The organism is Nonomuraea sp. KM90 (genome assembly GCF_052246675.1).
GTDB lineage: Bacteria > Actinomycetota > Actinomycetes > Streptosporangiales > Streptosporangiaceae > Nonomuraea.
On record NZ_JBQQCB010000005.1, the window covers coordinates 258,425 to 275,530 of the forward strand.

A 17,106-nucleotide genomic window follows, 5' to 3' on the forward strand; every position below is an offset into this window, starting at 1 on the left:
CGTCAGGCACCCTGCTGTTCCGGCCTGGCCCGCCGGGGCAGCAGGTACGACAGCGCGAACGTCAGGGCCAGCAGTCCCACCTCGACCCACACCGTGGCCTGCATCGAGGCGCCGAAGCTCCATTCGCTGCCGAGCAGGTTGAAGAACAGCGTGCCGAGCACGGCGGTGCCGAGCGCGCCGCCGAGCTGCTGGACGCCGGTCAGCGTGCCCGAGGCGGAACCCGACTCGTGCGGCTCGACCCCGGCCAGCACGATGTCGAAGAACGGCGCCATGGTCAGGCCCATCCCGATGCCGACCAGGGCCAGGCCTGGGGCGAGCTGCCAGCTGCCGACCTCCATCCCGGCCAGGTGGATGGTCATCGCCAGCACGGCGGCGCCGGCGGCCATCACGACGGTGCCGATCTGCAGCAGGCCGCGGCCGAGCTTCTCCTGCAGCCCCGCCATGGCCAGGCCGAAGCCGACGACGCCGCCCAGCGCCTGCGGCAGCCCGGTCAGGCCGGCCTCGAGCGGGGTGAAGCCGAGCCCCGCCTGCGTGTAGAGGCTGAAGACCAGGCCGAAGCCCATGATGCCGGAGAAGAAGGCCAGGCCGGCCACCATCCCGCCGGTGAAGGCCCGCTTGCGGAACAGGGTGGGCGTGATCAGCGGGTCGCGGCCGGAGGCGGCGCGGCGGGACTCGTACCGGCCGAAGACGGCGAACATCACGATCGAGGCGGCCATCGAGACGAACGTCCAGGCCGGCCAGCCCAGCTCGCGGCCCTGGATCAGCGGGAAGACCAGCAGGAACGCGGCCGCCGAGACGAGCGCCACGCCGGGCAGGTCGAGCCTGGTGGCGTTGGCCAGGCGGTGTTCGGGCAGGAAGCGCAGCGCGGCGAGCACGGCGGCCAGGCCGATCGGCAGGTTGATCAGGAAGATCATGCGCCAGCCCGTGCCGAAGAAGTCGGCGTCCACCAGCCAGCCGGCCAGGACGGGCCCGCCGACGGAGGAGATGGTCATCACCGGCCCGAACATGCCGAACGCCTTGCCCAGCTCCTGCGGCGGGAACATCTCCTTGATCAGCCCCAGGCCCTGCGGGATCAGCACGGCCCCGAACAGGCCCTGCAACACCCGGCTGGCGATCAGCATCTCGGGGGTGACCGACACGCCGCACAGCAGGGAGGCGACGGTGAAGCCGCAGGCGCCGATCACGAACATGCGCTTCCTGCCGTACAGGTCGCCGAGCCGGCCACCGGTGATCAGGCCGACGGCCATGGCCAGGGTGTAGCCGGCGCCGAGCCACTGCACGAGGCTCTCGGAGCCGCCCAGCTCCTTCTGGATCGTGGGGGCGGCGATGGTGGTCACGAGCGCGTCGAGCAGATCCATGACCTCGGCGGCCAGGATCACGAACAGGGCGACCCAGCGCCAGCGATAGGGCTGGACCTCGGTCGTCGCCGCTGAGGCGGTGACTGTCATCGGCAAACTCCTTCATAACGGTGTTCTATGGACGAACGGTGTTCGTCACGAACACTGTTTTAGTGACGAACAGTGTTCGTGTCAAGTACAGTGTTCGTATGGCGGATGGCAAGGAAGACGGTCGGAGCGAGGTGCCCGCGCCCCCGTGGCGCAAGGCGCGCCGGACGGCGCAGCCCAAGCGGCAGCTCAGCCAGGACCTGATCATCGAGACCGGCCTGCGGATCCTCGACGCCGAGGGCCTCGACGCGCTGAGCATGAGACGGGTGGCCCAGGAGCTCGACACCGGCCCCGCCTCGCTCTACGCGCACGTGGCCGGCAAGGACGAGCTGCTCGAGCTGGTCTACGACCGCGTGCTCGGCGAGATCCGGCTGCCCGAGCGCGACGCGGGCCGCTGGAAGGAGCAGCTGCGGACGTACGCCATGGAGGTGCACCGCGTGCTGGCCGCGCACGCCGACGTGGCCAGGGCGGCGCTGGCCAACATCCCGTCGGGGGAGAACTCCGTCCGCGCCGGCGAGTTCCTCTTCGGGCTGCTGATCGAGGCCGGGATGCCCCCGAGCGAGGCTTCCCTGGCGATGGACCGGCTCTCCCTCTACATCGTCGGCGACGCCTACGAGGGCTCCCTGCACTACGCGCGGATGCGCGCGGCCGGGCTGCAGAGCAAGCAGGAATACTTCGAGGCGTTCGTCGGCCAGATCGCCGGCTACTACCGCGCGCTGCCCTCGGATCGGTTCCCGCACGTGAGCAAATACGTGGACGACCTGGTCGCCGGCGACGGTGAAGATCGCTTCCGCTACGGCCTCGAACTGCTGCTGGACGGCATCCAGGCCCGCATGCCCACGTCCTAGACCCGCCTTGGGGCCCGCCTTAGGCCCAATTCCCTAGGCCCCGCGCCCGATGTGCCGGGCCGGGCCCGGCCATAGCTTTCGGTCATGACAACGACGACTGTTGAGAAAGCCGCGGCGGGCGTGGTGTCCCCGCAGTACCGGGCGCTGAGCATCGGCCTGGTCGCCCTGGTCATGTTGCAGGCATTCGAGGCGATGGCGGTGGCCACGGCGATGCCCGTGGTGGCGCGCGATCTCGACGGCATGCCGCTGTACAACCTGGCCTTCAGCGCCACCTTGGCAGCCAGTGTGATCGCGACGGTGCTGGGCGGGCGGTGGAGCGACGTACGGGGGCCGCTCCAGCCCATCGTGGCCGGCGTGGCGGCGTTCGTGGCCGGGTTGCTGCTGGCCGGGTTCGCGCCGAACATGGAGCTGTTCGTGGCGGGCAGGTTCGTGCAGGGCATCGGCACCGGATTCACGCAGGTCGCCCTGTACGTGCTGGTCGCCAGGGTGTATCCACCGGCGATGCATCCCAAGGTGTTCGCCCTGTTCTCGGCGGCCTGGGTGGTGCCCTCCATGATCGGGCCCGCCATCGCCGGTTTCGTGGTCGAGAACCTCGACTGGCGGTGGATCTTCCTGGGCGTCACGTTCATCGTCATCCCGGCGGCGGTGCTGCTCTGGCACGGCACCGCCGGCAAGGTCGACGGCAGCATCGCCACGGAGCCCGCCTCCGGCCTCGGCCGCAAGCTCGTCTACGCCACGCTGACCGCCGTCGCCGCCGCCCTGATCCAGTACGGCAGCGCGCTCGGGCTGGCCGGCCTGCCCCTGCTCGTCATCGGCGCGGCCCTGCTGGTCACGGCCCTGCCCAAGCTGCTGCTGCCCGGCTCGCTCCGGGCCGCCCGCGGCCTGCCGACGGGGCCCGTGCTGCGCGGCCTGGCGTTCGGCTCGTACACGGCGGCCGAGGTGCTCATCCCGCTCATGCTGATGAACGAGCGCGGCCTGAGCGCCACCGCCGCGGGCGTGGTGCTGACCGTCGGGGCGCTCGGCTGGTCCACCGGCTCCTGGATCAAGGGGCGCGGCCTGATCAGCGACATGACGGCCATCCGGGGCGGCGCCGCCATGATCGCCCTCGGGATCGCGATGGTGAGCCTGGTCCTCGTCGACTTCGTGCCGCTCGCGGTGGCGTACGTGGCGATGGCCATCGTCGGCCTCGGCATCGGCGCGCTGCACCCCACCGTGTCGGTGCTGGTGCTGGAGATGTCCAAGGAGGGCGAGGAGGGCAACAACAGCGCGGCCGTGGGCGTGGGTGAGTCGGTGTTCACCGTCATGGCCGTCGCGGTCAGCGGCGCCCTGTTCACCGCCGCCGCGCAGAACTACGCGGCCGGTCTCGCCTTCAGCGTCGCGCTGGCCGTTCTGGGCGTCATCCTGGCCCCGCGTTTTGTGCACTCCCCGGCAGCGGGCACTATGGAGGAAACCGCGTCATAAAAGGGGGGTACATGCCGCGAGTGCGGGAGCTTGAGGTTTTCCGGCTGGTCCTGCCATTCGGCAGGAGGTCGGAGAGCCTGCTCGTCAAGCTCACCGACCACGGCGGGATGACGGGCTGGGGTGAGGCCACCGCCCCCCAGGCGAAGACCTGGTCCAAGCTGGAGGAGTCGCTGGCCGCGCTGCTGATCGGGGTCGACTGGGAGCATCCCGATCAGGTGCCGAGCGGTGACTCCGCGGTGGACATGGCCTGCTGGGACCTGTGGACGCGGATGCGCGGGGTGCCGCTCGCCGAGGCGATCGGTGGCACCCGTACGTCGCTCATCGCGACCGTGCGGCTGGCGCCCGACCCGTCCGTGGAGAGCCTCGTGGCCCGGGTCAACCAGCAGGTGTGCGCCGGCTACGGGCACGTCACGCTGGACGTCCGGCCCGGCTGGGACGTGGAGCCCGTACGCGCGGTGCGGCAGGCGTACCCTGCCCTGACGCTGGCCGTCGACGGCGGCAACGCCTACACCGACCTCGAACAGCTCGTCGCCCTCGACTCCTACGGCCTCGAGGTCATCGAGCGGCCCTTCCCGGTCGCCGACACCTGCTCCCACGCCTCGCTCCAGGACCAGGTGGCCGCCTCGGTGGCGGTCGAGGCCGGCTCGACCGCCGAGCTGGACGACTACCTGACGCTGCGGGCGGCGCGGGTCCTGCTGCTGCGGCCGTCCTCGTTCCCGTCGTTGTCGGAGGCCAGGCGCGCGCACGACCGGGCCGCCGCGGCGGGCTGGGACATCCAGTGCACGGGCGGCCAGGGGGCCGGGCTGGCCCGGGCGGCGACGGTGGCGGTCGCCAGCCTGCCCGGCTGCACGCTGCCGTGCGACGTCACGCAGCCGCCGCGGCAGAACCAGATCGTCACGCCGATCGTGGGGGCGAACGCCGGGGTCATCGCGGTCCCGCTGACGCAGTCGGGGCTCGGGCACGACATCGACGAGACGCGGCTGCGGCGGATGTCCCGGGAGTCCTTCCACGCGTGACGCCCGCGCGATCGGGCCCGCCTGCCGTTGACCCCGGACTTCGGGATCTCAAGGGGGCGGGCCTTGGAGCTGACCCGAGGGCGGATCACACGCGTCCTGCTGACGAAGGACCTGTCCTGCTTCCTGCCCGAATGGGTGGGAAGACGGCTGTCGGGTCGGTTCTTATCTGCGGTGTCGCGGTCGCTGCCCGCCCCTTCCCCCGCACGATCAGCCGCGCTTCCATGTCCTGGTCGAGGACGCTCATGGGCGGGAGACGGGGTTCCCGTCCTCGTCCCATCGTTGCTCGCTGACCAGCTCGCCGCCGCCTCTGAGGTGCCTTTCGAGAGCGAGCCGGCCGTTGCGGTGCCACTCCCTGTGCAGGACCGGGAAGCCGCCTTCGTAGACGGATTCCAGCCTGAGCGTCTGGTCCGGCCAGAAAGCGCGGGCCGGGCCGTTCAGGATGCCATGGGTGTATCGGGTCTCGGCCCGTAGCGTCCCGTCGGGGCCGGTTTCGGTGGCGACACCGGTGAACAACTCGCCGTTGTGGGTCACCCGCTCGTGGTCATCGACATCGGTCTCGGCCAGCGGCACGCGAGGCGTCGTCATGCTTCCACCTTTCCCGTCATGCTCCCGACTTTCCCGGAATCGAGTCGATGGGGCCAAGAATGGCGGTGCAGTTCGCGCAGCAGGGGGCGGGCAGGCCCTCCCCGCCACCGAACAGGCGGCGGTTGTCCACGACGATCTCGGAGAGATGGGCCGCGTCCGTGGGATGGCGGCCGTCGCTCTCCCTGGCCCAGAGAGCCTTGTTCGTCGCCACCACTTCGGAATGCGTTCCGGCGACATCGCCGTGAGGATAGCCACCCGAATATCCGGGCCCGTAATCGTAGGCGTTCGGATTGCGCTCGGCGTACTCGCGCATCTCGTCGAGCGGTCTTTGCAGTGTCGGATGCAGATCGTCCGGCACGACGTGGGCAATGGTGCGGTTGTCGGCTTCGAAGAGCTGCCCGGTGCGCCGGTCGAAGGCGATGGAGTGCATTCTGCCGATGTCGTTCGTGGTGAAGTGCGGCTGCCCGCTGTCGCGCATCTCCCGGTACAGCTGGTTGCGCTGGGTGGCGACGTCCTGGACGAATTCGTGCACCGGCCGTTCGTTCACCGTGTCGATCAGGCCACCGCGCCCGCGTCCCAAGGTCAGTTCCGCCGGGTCGGGTAAGCGGTGCCCCAGCTCCTCGAGACGTGACCGGGCCCCCGCCAGATCGGCGGCGGCCGGGGTGGGCTGGAGCGGGGTGCGGCGGCCGAAGAGGCGGCCCATGAGGCGGCCGGCGCCGTTTCGGACGGCCGTCGCGGCGCCTCGGAGGCCGCCGGCCAGCACCATTCCCTGGGCCAGCAGCCCCGCGCTCTTGCCGCCGGGAAACATGCCGATCCCGTCCAGGATGACCTGGCCGAGGCCCGCCTTGCCCTGGCGGTACTTGTTCAGCGAGTCGGCGAACACGATCGCGCCCGCGACCACCACCGCGCCCACCAGGAACGCCCCGGCGAGCCCGCCGGTGCCGATGACCAGCAGGGCGATCCCGGCGACCATGGCCACGTTGCGGGCCAGGTTGACGAAGTCGTCCCAGGAGCGGAACGGGGTCGAGACCGTGTCCCATGCCTTGGCCAGCCACGACTTGTTCTGGATGCCGCTCCCGGCCAGCGCCCGCTCGATCTCGTCGACCGCCCGGGACTCGGCGTCCGCGCGCAGGGCGGCGGCCTCGTCGGCCACCCTGCGGGCCCGCGTACGGTCCGCGTCGGCGTTCCTGGCCCGCTGCACCGCCGGTCGTACCGTGGCCTGGACGGCGGGGTCGGCGGCGGTGACGGCCTGCTCGACGTCGGTGAGCGTGCGCAGACCGGCGGCGGCCGGGAGGCGGGCGGAGACCTCGCGCAGCGCCCCCTGATACTGCTCGTGGGCCGCCGCGCCCTGCCGCAGCGCGACACCCGAGCGCGCCTTGGCCTGCTCCAGGCTGCCCGCGTACGTCATCAGCGCGTCCCCCGCGCCCCGGTAGGCCTTGCCCAGCTTGGCCAGCTCGGCCGGCAGCACGGCCAGCGCCTCGGTGTAGGCGGCCGCGTAGTCGCCGCGCATCCGCAGGGCGGAGCTGCCGCCCGATACCGTGTTCAGCCGGGCCGTGTTGGTGTCGGCCAGTTCGGCCTGGTCGAGCAGGCCGCGGGCGAGCGTGCGCACTTGCCCGGGGTCGCCCGGGGCGGGGTCGTCGGCGAGCCCCAGCACCTGCCATCCCGTCGGCATCCCCATGACGCCCCCTCCACGTGGCCGCGCCTATGGAGGGGTGTACGCGTTCGCGGCCACGCCGGGTTCAACGCCGGTGCGAGCAGGTATGGGGCCTCAGGACGGCAGCGAGCGCAGGCTGACGCCCCCGATGATGTCGGTCAGGCCGTAGAGGCGGGCGCCCGCCTCGAGGAAGGCGTCGCGGACGTGGTGCACGCGCTCCAGCAGCCCACCTGTGGGCGTGCTCGCGGCGGCGATCGGCGCGAGGGCGGTGATGAGGGCGGCGGTGGCGAGCAGGTGAGCTCGGCGGCGCATGTTCGGACCTCCTGAGTAGCGTACGGTGACGACGTCGCCCAGGAGATCACGTTCCGTCGCGACCCCGGCGGGTACGCCACAGCGCCAAGGCCCGTTCTTTACGCACGGACACGCGCCCGCCGCTGTGCCACCTTGGCGGACGAGGCCGTCCAGGTGTTGCACGAGGCGGAGTCGCCGGTGGCGAAGCCCTGCTTGAGCCAGTGGCGCGTGGAGGACGCCTTGCCCCGGAAGCGATCGCCCGCACACCGCCCGGCCTCCCCTGCCGGGAGACCCGCGTCAGGTCAGGGCGGCCTCCAGGAGCAGCGTGCCGGCTCCTTGCAGGGCCGCGTCCCGGCCCGCCCTGGCCGGCGCTATCTCCAGGTCCCTCGTCGCCAGCGGGAGGCAGCGCTCCCACACGGCCGCCCTGATCGAGGTGAGCAGGGGTTCGGCGGCCGAGAGGCTGCCGCCCACCGCCACCACGTCCGGGTTGAAGAAGTTCACCAGGACCGTCAGGACCTCGCCCATGCGGCGGCCCGCGTTGCGCACCAGGCTGGTGGCCTCCGGGACGGCGTCGTTGACCAGGGTGACGATGTCGGCGGGGCGGGTCACCTCGATGCCGGCCTCCGCGAGGGCGGACATGAGGGCGGCGCCGCTGGCGTACGCCTCCAGGCAGTCGGGGTGGCCGCAGGCGCACAGGATCGAGGAGTCCGAGCGCACCCGTACGTGGCTGATGTCCCCGGCCGCGCCCCTGCCCCGGTGCAGGTGGCCGTTGACGATGACGCCGCAGCCGATGCCGGTGCCGGCCTTGACGACCATCAGGTTCTCGCTGCCGGGCCACCATCTGGCCTCGCCGGCGGCCATCAGGTTGGCGTCGTTCTCCACGAGGACGGGCAGGTCGTAGCGGGTGGCCAGGTGTTCGGCGACCGGGAACTCGTTCCAGCCGGGCATGCGGGACGGGGTGACGACCCGCAGGGTGGCGGGGTCCACGGGGCCGGGGATGCCGGTGCCCACCCCGCGCAGCGGGACGTCGGCCGGGACGTGCTCGGCCAGCAGGGCGTCGAACGCGTCGGCGATGCGGTCGAGGGTGCGGCGGGGGCCCTCGGCGATCTCGCAGCGGCGTTCCTCGATGACGATGGGGACGCCGCTGAGGTCGAGCAGGCCGAGGCGTACGTGATGCGCCCCCAGATCGGCCACGGCCAGCACGCCCGCGCCGGGGGACAGGCGCAGGCGGCGGGGGCGGCGGCCGCCCCGCGAGGTGCCCGCGCCCTCCTCGGCCAGGAGGCCCGCGTCGATGAGCTCCTCGACGCGGAGCGAGACGCTGGAGGCCGCCAGACCCGATAAGCGGGCCAGGTCGGCGCGGGACTCGGCCCTGCCGGTGGCGACGAGTCGCAGCAGGTCGCCCTGTGCCCCCTGCACGGGCAGCCGCTGGTTCATGTGAGATAACTACCATGTCCAGACTTCCGCCGACAACGTATTGACTTGCTACGAAATTTCCCACTACGGTCCCGCTTATCTTCGAAATCGAAGGAAGTGAGCTGTTCATGAAGAGATTCGTCGCCGTCGCCGCCGTCTCCCTGTTAGCCCTGGCGGCCTGCGGGGAGTCGAGCAGCCCAGCCGTACCGGGAGAGCCGAAGCAGCAGAGTGACGTGCTCGCCAAGGCACCCGTCGCGGCGGTCGCCGACATCCTGCCGGGCTCGACCATGGAGAAGATCAAGCAGCGTGGCGAGCTCCTCGTGGGCGGCTCGCTGGACGCGCCCCTGCTCTCCCAGCAGAACCCCGTCACCGGCGAGGTCGAGGGGTTCGACGCGGAGATGGGCAAGGCGCTGGCCAAGTACATCCTGGGCGAGCCCAAGGTCAAGATCGTCAACTCGGCGTCCGAGACCCGGGAGGCGCTGCTGGCCAACGGCACCGTGGACGTCGTCTTCCAGACGTACACGATCACCGAGGAACGCGCGAAGCAGGTCGCGTTCGCGGGCCCGTACTACACCTCGGGCCTGACGATCGCGGTGAAGAAGGGCACGACCGGCATCGCCAAGCCGGAGGACCTCAACGGCAAGAAGGTCCTGGCGGGCGCGAACACCCCGGCCATCCCGGCGATCAAGAAGCTGGCGCCGCAGGCGGAGATCATCACGTTCGGCAGCGACCCCGAGTGCGTCCAGGCGCTCAAGCAGGACCGGGGCGTGGCGTACGTGCAGGACGAGACGATCCTCATCGCCGACGCGAAGAAGGACCCGTCGATCGAGATCGTGACGAAGCCGTTCACTGTGGACCCGTACGGGATCGGCCTCAAGCACGGCGACGACCAGTTCAAGAAGTTCGTCAACGACTGGCTGAAGAAGACCCAGGACACCGGCGTCTGGCAGGAGATCTGGAAGAAGTCCATCGGCACCGTGGTCACCGGTGAGGCTCCACAGCCGCCGCAGATCGGCTCCGTGCCGGGATCCTGATGTCCGTCCTCCTCGAACACCTGCCGGAGCTGTGGCAGGGACTGATCGTGACGTTCCAGCTCACCGCCGCGTCGTTCGCCGGCGCGGCGGTGCTGGGCGTGCTGGTCTGCGCCCTGCGCGTGAGCCCGGTCGGGGTGCTGCGCGCGATCGGCACGGCGTACGTGGAGACGTTCCAGAACCTCCCGCTGCTCGTGCTGCTGGTCCTGGCCTTCTTCGGCCTGCCGGAGATCGGGATCAAGGCCGAGCCGCTGGTGACGGCGTTCGTGGTCATCGCCGTGTACGAGGCCGCCTACATCGGCGAGGCCCTGCGCTCGGGCGTGAACTCGGTGTCGAAGGGGCAGGGCGAGGCGGCCAGGGCGATCGGGCTGACGTTCGGCCAGTCACTGCGGCACGTCATCCTGCCCCAGGCGCTGCGCACGGTCGTGCAGCCGCTCGGCAACATCTTCATCGCGACCACCATGAACACCGCCCTGGCGGCGGCCGTCGGCGTGGTCGACCTGACGGCGGCCGCGCACCGCGTGAACCTGGTCGAGGCCCAGCCCATCCCGATCTTCGTGGGCGCGGGCGTGGCCTACGCGCTGATCGCCGCCGCCGCCGGGTTCGTGACCGGCCGGCTCGAACGCAGGCTGGTGATCCTGCGATGAGCGTGCTCTTCGACGAGCCGGGGCCGAAGGCGCGCGGGCGCATCCGGATGGCCACCGTGCTCGGCACGCTGGCCGCCGTGGTGCTCGTCGTGCTGGCCGTGCGGCAGTTCGCGGCGAACGGGCAGCTCGACGCGGCTCGTTGGCAGCCGTACGGGACCTGGCCGATGTGGCGCTACCTGCTGGACGGGTTGTGGTCCACGTTCCTGGCGGCGGTCGTCTCGGCGGCGCTGTCCATGGCGCTGGGCGTGGCCCTGGCGCTGGGGCGCCTGTCGCCGCGGGCGTGGGTGCGCCTGCCGTCGGCCGCGTACGTCGAGGTGGTCCGGGTCGTCCCGGCGCTGCTGCTGGTGTACGTGGTGCTGTTCGCGCTGCCGCGCTACGGGCTCGACCTGCCGCTGTTCTGGAAGCTGGTGGTGCCGCTGACGGTCTCGAACGCGGCCGCGTACGCCGAGATCTTCCGCGCCGGCATCGGCTCGATCGAGCGCGGCCAGACGGAGGCGGGCCTGGCCGTCGGCCTGACGCGGTTCCAGGCGATGAGCCTGATCGTGCTGCCGCAGGCGGCCCGCCGCGTGCTGCCGTCGATCGTCAGCCAGTCGGTGGGCCTGCTCAAGGACACCTCGCTCGGTTTCGTCGTCAGCTACGGCGAGCTGCTCTACAGCGGCAAGGTCCTGGCCGCCTACAACGGCCTGCTCATCCAGACGTATCTGGTCGTCGCGCTGATATACCTGGTGGTCAACGCGTCGCTGTCCAAGCTGGCCCGCACGCTGGAGGCCCGCCAGCCCGTCACGCTCAGAAGGAGAACCGCAGGTGCCTGACCTAGCCGTGCTCGCCGAGGTGGTCCGCTCGGGATTCGTGGAGAGCGTCCACTACGGCAGCGCCGTCGGCCTGGATCCGTCGGGACGCGCCGAGGTGGCGCTCGGCCGGGTGGAGGCGCCGGTGCTGCCGCGCTCGTCGGCCAAGCCGTTCCAGGCGCTGGCCTGCCTGAAGGCGGGCGCGGCGCTGGCGGGCCCGCGGCTGGCGATCGCGGCCGGCAGCCACACCGGCGAGGACTTCCACGTGAGCCTGGTTCGCGAGCTGCTCGCCGACTACGACCTCGACACCGGCGCGCTGGCCTGCCCGCCGTCGTGGCCGGAGGACCGGGCCACCATGGAGGAGCTCATCAGGCGGGGCCAGGACGTCTCCCACGAGCGTATGAACTGCTCCGGCAAGCACGCCGCCATGCTGGCCGCCAGCGTGGCCAACGACTGGGACGTGCCCGGCTACCTCTCGCCCGACCACCCCCTGCAGCTCGGCGTGCGGTCGGTCACCGAGGAGCTGGCCGGGGAGAAGGCCGCGCACGTGGCGGTGGACGGCTGCGGGGCGCCGCTGTTCGGCCTGTCGCTCACCGGGCTGGCGCGGGCCGTGCAGGCGCTGGTGCTGGCCGCGCCGGGCAGCGCGCCGCGCCAGGTCGCCGACGCGATGCGCGAGCACCCCGAGTACGTCGGCGGCACCGGCCACCAGAACACCGAGCTGATGCGGGCCCTGCCCGGCGCCGTGGTCAAGGGCGGCGCGGAGGGCGTGCTGGTGGCGGCGCTGGAGTCGGGTCACACGGTCGCCGTCAAGGTCATCGACGGCAGCCCGCGCGCCACCACGGCCGTCGCGCTGTCCGTGCTGCGCCTGATGGGGTGCGACGTGAGCGGGGCGGCGGCGTACGAGCAGGTGGACGTGCTGGGCGGCGGCGTCCCGGTGGGACGGATCGTCACCCGTCTCTGACGCCCTTCGGGCCCGGTTTCTAGCCCTTGGCCGACGAGGGGCCGCACCCCTCCGTGAGCCCCTTCGTCGGGTCGCCCTCGCCGGGCTGCTTCTCCTGCTTCTTCGCGGTCCTCCGCGGTGAGGGAGAGACCGACGGCGAGGACGAGGGGCTGGCGGAGGCGGCGACGGGCGCCTTGGTACGGGCCGAGTCGCGCACCGCCTTCTCCGCGATGTCCCGGATCTTGTCCCAGTCGGGATAGCCGGTGTTGATCACCGGCGGCACGAACTGCACGCTCGACACCTCGGCGTTCTTGACCTTGAGCGCCAGCGGCACGAGGTGCTTGAGCATCGGCCGCGGGATGTCGGTCCTGATCAGCTCCTTGGTGGCCAGCGCGATCTGGTTGAACCTGGTCAGCACCGTCGCCGGGTCCGCCTGGGTGAGGATGGCGCCGAGCACGCACCGCTGGCGGCGCATGCGGGTGTAGTCGTCGCTGTAGGTGCGCGAGCGGGCGTACCACATGGCGTCGGCGCCCTTGAGCTTGCGCGTGCCGGCCTTGACCAGGCCCTCGTTGTACTTGCCGAACACGACGTCCTGCTCGACGGTGATCGTGACGCCGCCGATGGCGTCGATGAGGCGGGCGAAGCCCCACATGTTGACCAGGGCGTACCAGTCGACCTTGAGGCCGAGCGTGTAGCCGATCGTGTCCATCAGCACCTTGGGGCCCTGGTGCTGCTTGCCGCCGAAGATCTCCGGGTGCGCGTCGGCGTACTCCCAGACGCTGTTGAGCAGGTCGCTGCTGCCGCCGTTGGCGTCCTTGGGCAGGTCGAAGCCGTTGGGGAAGTGCCGTGCCATCGGCGTGCCGGGGCGGAAGCGGACGTCCTCCAGGTTGCGCGGCAGGCTGAACAGCACGGTGTTGCCGGTCTTCACGTCGACGCTGGCCAGGTTCATGCTGTCGGTACGCACGCCGATCCGGTTGTCGTCGGCGTCGCCGCCCAGCAGCAGGATGTTGACCCGCTCCCGCCCCGCCCAGGGGTCCTCGGGCTTGGGCTCGGGCGCCGGGCTCTCCCCCTCGTTCTCGGGCGTCTGGAAGATGTCGTTGAGGGCCTGCCGCGACGCGGAGGCGGTCTGCGCGGCCCACCCGAACGGCACCACCACCACGACGGCGAGCAGCCCCGCCATGGTGCCGGTGAGGATCTGCCCCGACTGCGGCAGCCGGCCGGGCCGCAGCACGACGAACGAGTGCACGATCAGCCCGAACCAGAGCAACCCCAGCACGATGGTGCCGACCATGATGGAGGTGAGCCAGGAGTCCTGGGTCGCCGAGCCGGCCAGGGCGCCGATGTCGTTCATCAGGACGAACGCGAGCAGGCCCAGCAGCGCGGCGGCGTAGCAGGAGATGAGGACGAGGCCGGTCCTGCGCCAGCCGGCGCGCAGATGAGCGGCCCCAGGCACGAGTGCCGCCAGCACCAGCCACCCGAGGACCGCTCCGGCGCCCATCGGTTCCTTACCCTGCCGCACGCCTTCCCCGTTTCCCCGCGAATTCCACCATAGGCGCAAACTCCGCAACCTGCGGTGAACCGCACGGGTGCGGTCGCCTCAGGCCGCCATAGAGGCGGCAGCCTACGCATCAGATACGAAATATGTCTTTATCAGAGGGTGAACATCAGTAACCGAATAAGATTCGGGGCATGGCCTTCTCTGAGATCGAGTACGGGGTGACCGATCGCATCGCCACCGTCACATTGAAGCGTCCGGAACGGCTCAACGCGTTCACCTTTACGATGCGTGGAGAGTTGATCGAGGCGTTCGACCTGGCCGACGCCGACGACGACGTACGCGCGGTGGTGGTCACCGGGGCCGGCCGCGCGTTCTGCGCCGGGGCCGACCTGGGCGGCGGCGGGGGCACGTTCGGGCACCGGGGCGGGCACCGGGGCGGGCACCGGGGCGGGCACCCGGGCGGCGAGGGCGAGACCGTGGACGGCGCTCCGCGCGACGGCGGCGGCACGGTCGCGCTCAGGATCGCCCGCTCGCTGAAGCCCGTCATCGGCGCGATCAACGGCCCGGCCGTGGGCGTCGGGGTGACGATGACCCTGCCCATGGACGTCCGGCTGGCCTCCGAGACGGCCAAGTTCGGGTTCGTGTTCGCCCGGCGCGGCATCGTCGCCGAGGCCGCCTCCAGCTGGTTCCTGCCCAGGATCGTGGGCATCGCCCAGGCCATGGAGTGGGCCACGACCGGCCGCGTCTTCCCCGCCTCCGAGGCGCTCGAAGGGCGGCTGGTCTCGCGCGTCCACCCGCCGGAGGAGCTGCTGCCGGCCGCGTACGCGCTGGCCCGCGAGATCGCCGACAACACCTCGGCCGTCTCCGTGGCCGCCATCCGCCGGCTGATGTGGTCGGGCCTGTCGGCGTCCTCGCCCTGGGAGGCGCACGCGGCCGACTCCCGGCTCATGGCCGAGCTGGGCGGGGCGCCCGACTCCATCGAGGGCGTGACGGCGTTCCTGGAGAAGCGGCCGGCCGACTTCCCGATGAAGGTCGGCAAGGACCTGCCGCCCGGTGTGCCGTCGTGGCCGGACGATCCCTATGGTGTCTGACATGTACGAGATCACCGTGCTGCCGATGCCCGACGACTTCGAGGGCGAGGTCGTGGCCACGCTGGTGTCCAGGAGAGCCGCGGCCCCTTCCCGCAGGGCGGTCCTCTACCTGCACGGATTCACCGACTACTTCTTCCAGGACCACCTGGCCGAGCACTACGTCCAGCGCGGCATCGACTTCTACGCCCTCGACCTGCGCAAATACGGCCGCTCGCTGCTCCCGCACCAGACCAGGGGCCTGATCAGGAGCGTCACCGACTACTTCCCCGAGATCGACGAGGCCGTCCGCCTCATCCGCGCCGGCCACGACGAGCTGACGATCAACGCCCACTCGACCGGCGGGCTGATCGCGCCCCTGTGGGCCGACCGGGTCCGGGGGCGGGGCCTGGTGCAGGGGCTCGTGCTCAACAGCCCGTTCTTCGACCTCAACGTGTCCACGCCGCTGCGGCTGGCCACCGACCTGCTCAGGACGCCGCTGTCGTACACGCGCCGGGTGCTCCCGCTCGGCGTCAGCACCGTCTACGGGCAGACGCTGCACCGCAGCGAGCAGGGCGAGTGGGACTACGACCTGGAGCTCAAGCCGCTGGGCGGCTTCTCGGTGCACGCCATGTGGCTGGCCGCCATCAGGCGGGCGCAGCGGCGGCTGCACGCGGGCCTGTCGGTGGACGTGCCGGTCCTCGTCCTCGCCTCCGCCAGCGGGCTGCAGGTGAGCGACTTCGTACCGGAGGCGCGCTCGGCCGACGTCGTGCTCGACCCCCGCCAGATCGCCCGCTGGTCCACCGCGCTCGGGCCCCACGTGACCTGCGTACGCATCCCGGACGGCCTGCACGACCTGGTGCTGTCGGCCGAGCCCGCGCGCAAGCAGGTGTTCGCCGAGATCGACCGCTGGATGAGCGCCTATGTCTACCAGGGGAACGAGAACAACCCGTAGTAGGCCGCCGCCACCAGCAGCAGCCCGTTGCCGCCGAGCACGCCCGCGACCGCCACGTGCTGCCACCGGCTCGGCTGCATGCCCTCGCGCAGCGCCGACACGAACGCCGCCACCGCCGTGACCTCCTGGATCAGCATCAGCACCGCCAGCACGCGCACGACCAGCCAGCCGGCCAGCACGGCGGGCCAGGCCCCGGCCTGGTTGACCGAGAACAGCACCAGCACCGTGATGAACGCCACCACCGAGGCCAGCAGGCCCAGGCCGGTCCACGCCATTCGGCTCAGCCGGCGCCTGATCGGCCGCCACAGCCTGGCGTTGGTCTCGACGGGGGTCTGCTTGCGGTGGCGCAGGCGTACGACCATGGCCGCGACCGGGCCGGCCACGTAGCCGACGGCGGCCAGGCAGATCGTCAGCCCGAGCATGGTGCCGCCGGCGTACCAGGGGGCGGCGGGCACGTCGCTGGCCTCGAACCGCTGGACGGGAGTGGCGCCCGCCATGTGCACCGCGGGCCGGGCCGTGTCCGGCAGTCCCTTGATCCAGTTGGCCAGGGTCTCCAGGTAGCCCTTGGTGAAGGGACCGCCGTGGACCCGCATGGCGTGGTCGCCGTCGGCCATGAAGCGGATCGTGTAGTTGTCGTTGCCCGCCTTGCCGAGCGCCGTGATGAGCGCCTTGGTCGACTCGACGAAGGGGATCGAGGGGTCGGTGGTGCCGTAGAACGCCAGGACCGGCTGCTTGACCTGACTTAAGGCGGGCATCGCGTCGTAGCGCAGGAAGTGGAAGCCGACCCCGCCCATCGCCCTGGTCAGCAGGTCACGGGCACCGATCGGGGCCCGCAGCCGCAGGAGCTGCTCGTTCAGCGCCCAGGCGACCTGGCGCAGCGGGGAGACGTTCGGGGACGACACCAGCACCATGAAGCCCACGGCCGAGCTCTTGGCCGCCGCGATCGGCACCACCCAGCCGCCCTCGGACACGCCCCACAGGCCGACGCGCGTGGGGTCGACCTCCGGACGCGTACGCAGGTATTCCACCATCCGCAGCGCGTCGTCGGCGAGCAGCCCGAAGTCCCGCTCGCGGAAGTTGTAGCCGATCGTGCGCTTGTCGAACGCGATCGTCACCACGCCCGCCTTGGCCAGGAACTCCGCCTGCGGCGTGAACTCCGTACGGGAGCCGTTGCCCGACCCCGACACGAACACCATCGCCGGATGCCGCCCGGGAGTGAGGGGCGCCCGGAGCGTGCCTTCCAGGCGCTGGCCCTCTCCCCGGAGGGAGATCTCCTCGCGGCGGATCGGATCGACGGCCACCACCGGCTTCAGCTCGCCCGCCGGCTGCGCCGGGATGGCCTGGAAGGCTGGATCGGCCTTGAGCGGCGGCGGGTCGAACGCGGGTGGCAGGACGTAACCGACCGACGCGAGAGCCACCAGCACCAGACCGGCGGCCACGCTCAAGGTGCCACGGCCAGTGCGCATT

General features: G+C 71.4%; 16 protein-coding genes. 9 read left to right on the top strand and 7 right to left on the bottom strand.

What is annotated here, in order from left to right:
• Positions 1-2 precede the first annotated feature (2 nt).
• Complete coding sequence (locus ACTWPW_RS09090; protein ID WP_443168419.1) at positions 3-1,448, bottom strand: MFS transporter; 1,446 nt, start codon at positions 1,446-1,448, stop codon at positions 3-5.
• Positions 1,449-1,546: 98 nt separating this feature from the next.
• Here ACTWPW_RS09090 and ACTWPW_RS09095 point away from each other — a divergent pair, with 98 nt between their 5' ends.
• The 3 genes from ACTWPW_RS09095 to ACTWPW_RS09105 all read left to right on the top strand — a co-directional run bounded on the left by ACTWPW_RS09095 (position 1,547) and on the right by ACTWPW_RS09105 (position 4,770).
• Positions 1,547-2,293, top strand: coding sequence for a TetR/AcrR family transcriptional regulator (locus ACTWPW_RS09095; protein ID WP_375118783.1), 747 nt, complete (start codon positions 1,547-1,549; stop codon positions 2,291-2,293).
• Positions 2,294-2,377: 84 nt separating this feature from the next.
• Positions 2,378-3,754 carry an MFS transporter gene (locus ACTWPW_RS09100; RefSeq protein ID WP_375118784.1) on the top strand — a complete coding sequence of 459 codons (1,377 nt, stop codon included), beginning with the start codon at positions 2,378-2,380 and terminating at the stop codon, positions 3,752-3,754.
• 11 nt (positions 3,755-3,765) lie between these two features.
• On the top strand, positions 3,766-4,770 hold the full coding sequence (locus tag ACTWPW_RS09105) for an enolase C-terminal domain-like protein (RefSeq protein ID WP_443168420.1): 1,005 nt from the start codon (positions 3,766-3,768) through the stop codon (positions 4,768-4,770).
• 240 nt (positions 4,771-5,010) lie between these two features.
• On the opposite strand, the gene ACTWPW_RS09110 is transcribed toward ACTWPW_RS09105, so the two are convergent.
• From ACTWPW_RS09110 to ACTWPW_RS09125, 4 genes are all read right to left on the bottom strand, one after another.
• The gene (locus ACTWPW_RS09110; RefSeq protein WP_443168421.1) at positions 5,011-5,355 is read right to left on the bottom strand and encodes a toxin-antitoxin system YwqK family antitoxin; all 345 of its coding nucleotides are present in this window, start codon (positions 5,353-5,355) and stop codon (positions 5,011-5,013) included.
• A gap of 16 nt (positions 5,356-5,371) precedes the next feature.
• The gene (locus ACTWPW_RS09115) at positions 5,372-7,033 is read right to left on the bottom strand and encodes a YwqJ-related putative deaminase (protein ID WP_443168422.1); all 1,662 of its coding nucleotides are present in this window, start codon (positions 7,031-7,033) and stop codon (positions 5,372-5,374) included.
• Between the two features lie 90 nt (positions 7,034-7,123).
• Positions 7,124-7,321, bottom strand: a complete 198-nt coding sequence (locus ACTWPW_RS09120) for a hypothetical protein (RefSeq protein ID WP_443168423.1) — start codon at positions 7,319-7,321, stop codon at positions 7,124-7,126.
• Positions 7,322-7,597: 276 nt separating this feature from the next.
• Positions 7,598-8,734, bottom strand: a complete 1,137-nt coding sequence (locus ACTWPW_RS09125; RefSeq protein ID WP_375118790.1) for an ROK family protein — start codon at positions 8,732-8,734, stop codon at positions 7,598-7,600.
• A 107-nt stretch (positions 8,735-8,841) separates the two neighbouring features.
• On the opposite strand from ACTWPW_RS09125, the gene ACTWPW_RS09130 reads away from it, so the two are divergent.
• Genes ACTWPW_RS09130 through ACTWPW_RS09145 form a run of 4 tightly spaced genes read left to right on the top strand, consistent with a single transcriptional unit; the run spans position 8,842 to position 12,140 of the window.
• Positions 8,842-9,747 carry a glutamate ABC transporter substrate-binding protein gene (locus ACTWPW_RS09130; RefSeq protein WP_443168424.1) on the top strand — a complete coding sequence of 302 codons (906 nt, stop codon included), beginning with the start codon at positions 8,842-8,844 and terminating at the stop codon, positions 9,745-9,747.
• Positions 9,747-10,391, top strand: a complete 645-nt coding sequence (locus ACTWPW_RS09135) for an amino acid ABC transporter permease (RefSeq protein ID WP_364117495.1) — start codon at positions 9,747-9,749, stop codon at positions 10,389-10,391. The genes ACTWPW_RS09130 and ACTWPW_RS09135 overlap by 1 nt, the downstream gene beginning before the upstream one ends.
• Positions 10,388-11,203, top strand: coding sequence for an amino acid ABC transporter permease (locus ACTWPW_RS09140; RefSeq protein ID WP_443168425.1), 816 nt, complete (start codon positions 10,388-10,390; stop codon positions 11,201-11,203). The genes ACTWPW_RS09135 and ACTWPW_RS09140 overlap by 4 nt, the downstream gene beginning before the upstream one ends.
• Positions 11,196-12,140: an asparaginase gene (locus ACTWPW_RS09145; protein ID WP_443168426.1), complete on the top strand. Its 945-nt coding sequence runs from the start codon at positions 11,196-11,198 to the stop codon at positions 12,138-12,140. The genes ACTWPW_RS09140 and ACTWPW_RS09145 overlap by 8 nt, the downstream gene beginning before the upstream one ends.
• A gap of 19 nt (positions 12,141-12,159) precedes the next feature.
• Here ACTWPW_RS09145 and ACTWPW_RS09150 read toward each other — a convergent pair whose 3' ends face one another.
• On the bottom strand, positions 12,160-13,617 hold the full coding sequence (locus ACTWPW_RS09150) for an LCP family protein (protein WP_443168427.1): 1,458 nt from the start codon (positions 13,615-13,617) through the stop codon (positions 12,160-12,162).
• Between the two features lie 191 nt (positions 13,618-13,808).
• On the opposite strand from ACTWPW_RS09150, the gene ACTWPW_RS09155 reads away from it, so the two are divergent.
• Complete coding sequence (locus tag ACTWPW_RS09155; protein ID WP_443168428.1) at positions 13,809-14,708, top strand: enoyl-CoA hydratase-related protein; 900 nt, start codon at positions 13,809-13,811, stop codon at positions 14,706-14,708.
• Between the two features lies 1 nt (position 14,709).
• Positions 14,710-15,639 carry an alpha/beta hydrolase gene (locus ACTWPW_RS09160; protein WP_375118795.1) on the top strand — a complete coding sequence of 310 codons (930 nt, stop codon included), beginning with the start codon at positions 14,710-14,712 and terminating at the stop codon, positions 15,637-15,639.
• Here ACTWPW_RS09160 and ACTWPW_RS09165 read toward each other — a convergent pair.
• A complete protein-coding gene (locus tag ACTWPW_RS09165) occupies positions 15,612-17,105 on the bottom strand; it encodes an alpha/beta hydrolase family protein (protein ID WP_443168429.1) in 1,494 nt (497 codons plus the stop codon). The genes ACTWPW_RS09160 and ACTWPW_RS09165 overlap by 28 nt on opposite strands.
• Position 17,106: the final 1 nt, after the last annotated feature.

Bases quoted from the DNA above. Each gene is read 5' to 3' on its own strand.
- ACTWPW_RS09090 (WP_443168419.1), bottom strand. From the start codon at position 1,448: ATGACAGTCACCGCCTCAGCGGCGACGACCGAGGTCCAGCCCTATCGC.
- ACTWPW_RS09095 (WP_375118783.1), top strand. From the start codon at position 1,547: ATGGCGGATGGCAAGGAAGACGGTCGGAGCGAGGTGCCCGCGCCCCCG.
- ACTWPW_RS09100 (WP_375118784.1), top strand. From the start codon at position 2,378: ATGACAACGACGACTGTTGAGAAAGCCGCGGCGGGCGTGGTGTCCCCG.
- ACTWPW_RS09105 (WP_443168420.1), top strand. From the start codon at position 3,766: ATGCCGCGAGTGCGGGAGCTTGAGGTTTTCCGGCTGGTCCTGCCATTC.
- ACTWPW_RS09110 (WP_443168421.1), bottom strand. From the start codon at position 5,355: ATGACGACGCCTCGCGTGCCGCTGGCCGAGACCGATGTCGATGACCAC.
- ACTWPW_RS09115 (WP_443168422.1), bottom strand. From the start codon at position 7,033: ATGGGGATGCCGACGGGATGGCAGGTGCTGGGGCTCGCCGACGACCCC.
- ACTWPW_RS09120 (WP_443168423.1), bottom strand. From the start codon at position 7,321: ATGCGCCGCCGAGCTCACCTGCTCGCCACCGCCGCCCTCATCACCGCC.
- ACTWPW_RS09125 (WP_375118790.1), bottom strand. From the start codon at position 8,734: ATGAACCAGCGGCTGCCCGTGCAGGGGGCACAGGGCGACCTGCTGCGA.
- ACTWPW_RS09130 (WP_443168424.1), top strand. From the start codon at position 8,842: ATGAAGAGATTCGTCGCCGTCGCCGCCGTCTCCCTGTTAGCCCTGGCG.
- ACTWPW_RS09135 (WP_364117495.1), top strand. From the start codon at position 9,747: ATGTCCGTCCTCCTCGAACACCTGCCGGAGCTGTGGCAGGGACTGATC.
- ACTWPW_RS09140 (WP_443168425.1), top strand. From the start codon at position 10,388: ATGAGCGTGCTCTTCGACGAGCCGGGGCCGAAGGCGCGCGGGCGCATC.
- ACTWPW_RS09150 (WP_443168427.1), bottom strand. From the start codon at position 13,617: ATGGGCGCCGGAGCGGTCCTCGGGTGGCTGGTGCTGGCGGCACTCGTG.
- ACTWPW_RS09155 (WP_443168428.1), top strand. From the start codon at position 13,809: ATGGCCTTCTCTGAGATCGAGTACGGGGTGACCGATCGCATCGCCACC.
- ACTWPW_RS09160 (WP_375118795.1), top strand. From the start codon at position 14,710: ATGTACGAGATCACCGTGCTGCCGATGCCCGACGACTTCGAGGGCGAG.
- ACTWPW_RS09165 (WP_443168429.1), bottom strand. From the start codon at position 17,105: ATGCGCACTGGCCGTGGCACCTTGAGCGTGGCCGCCGGTCTGGTGCTG.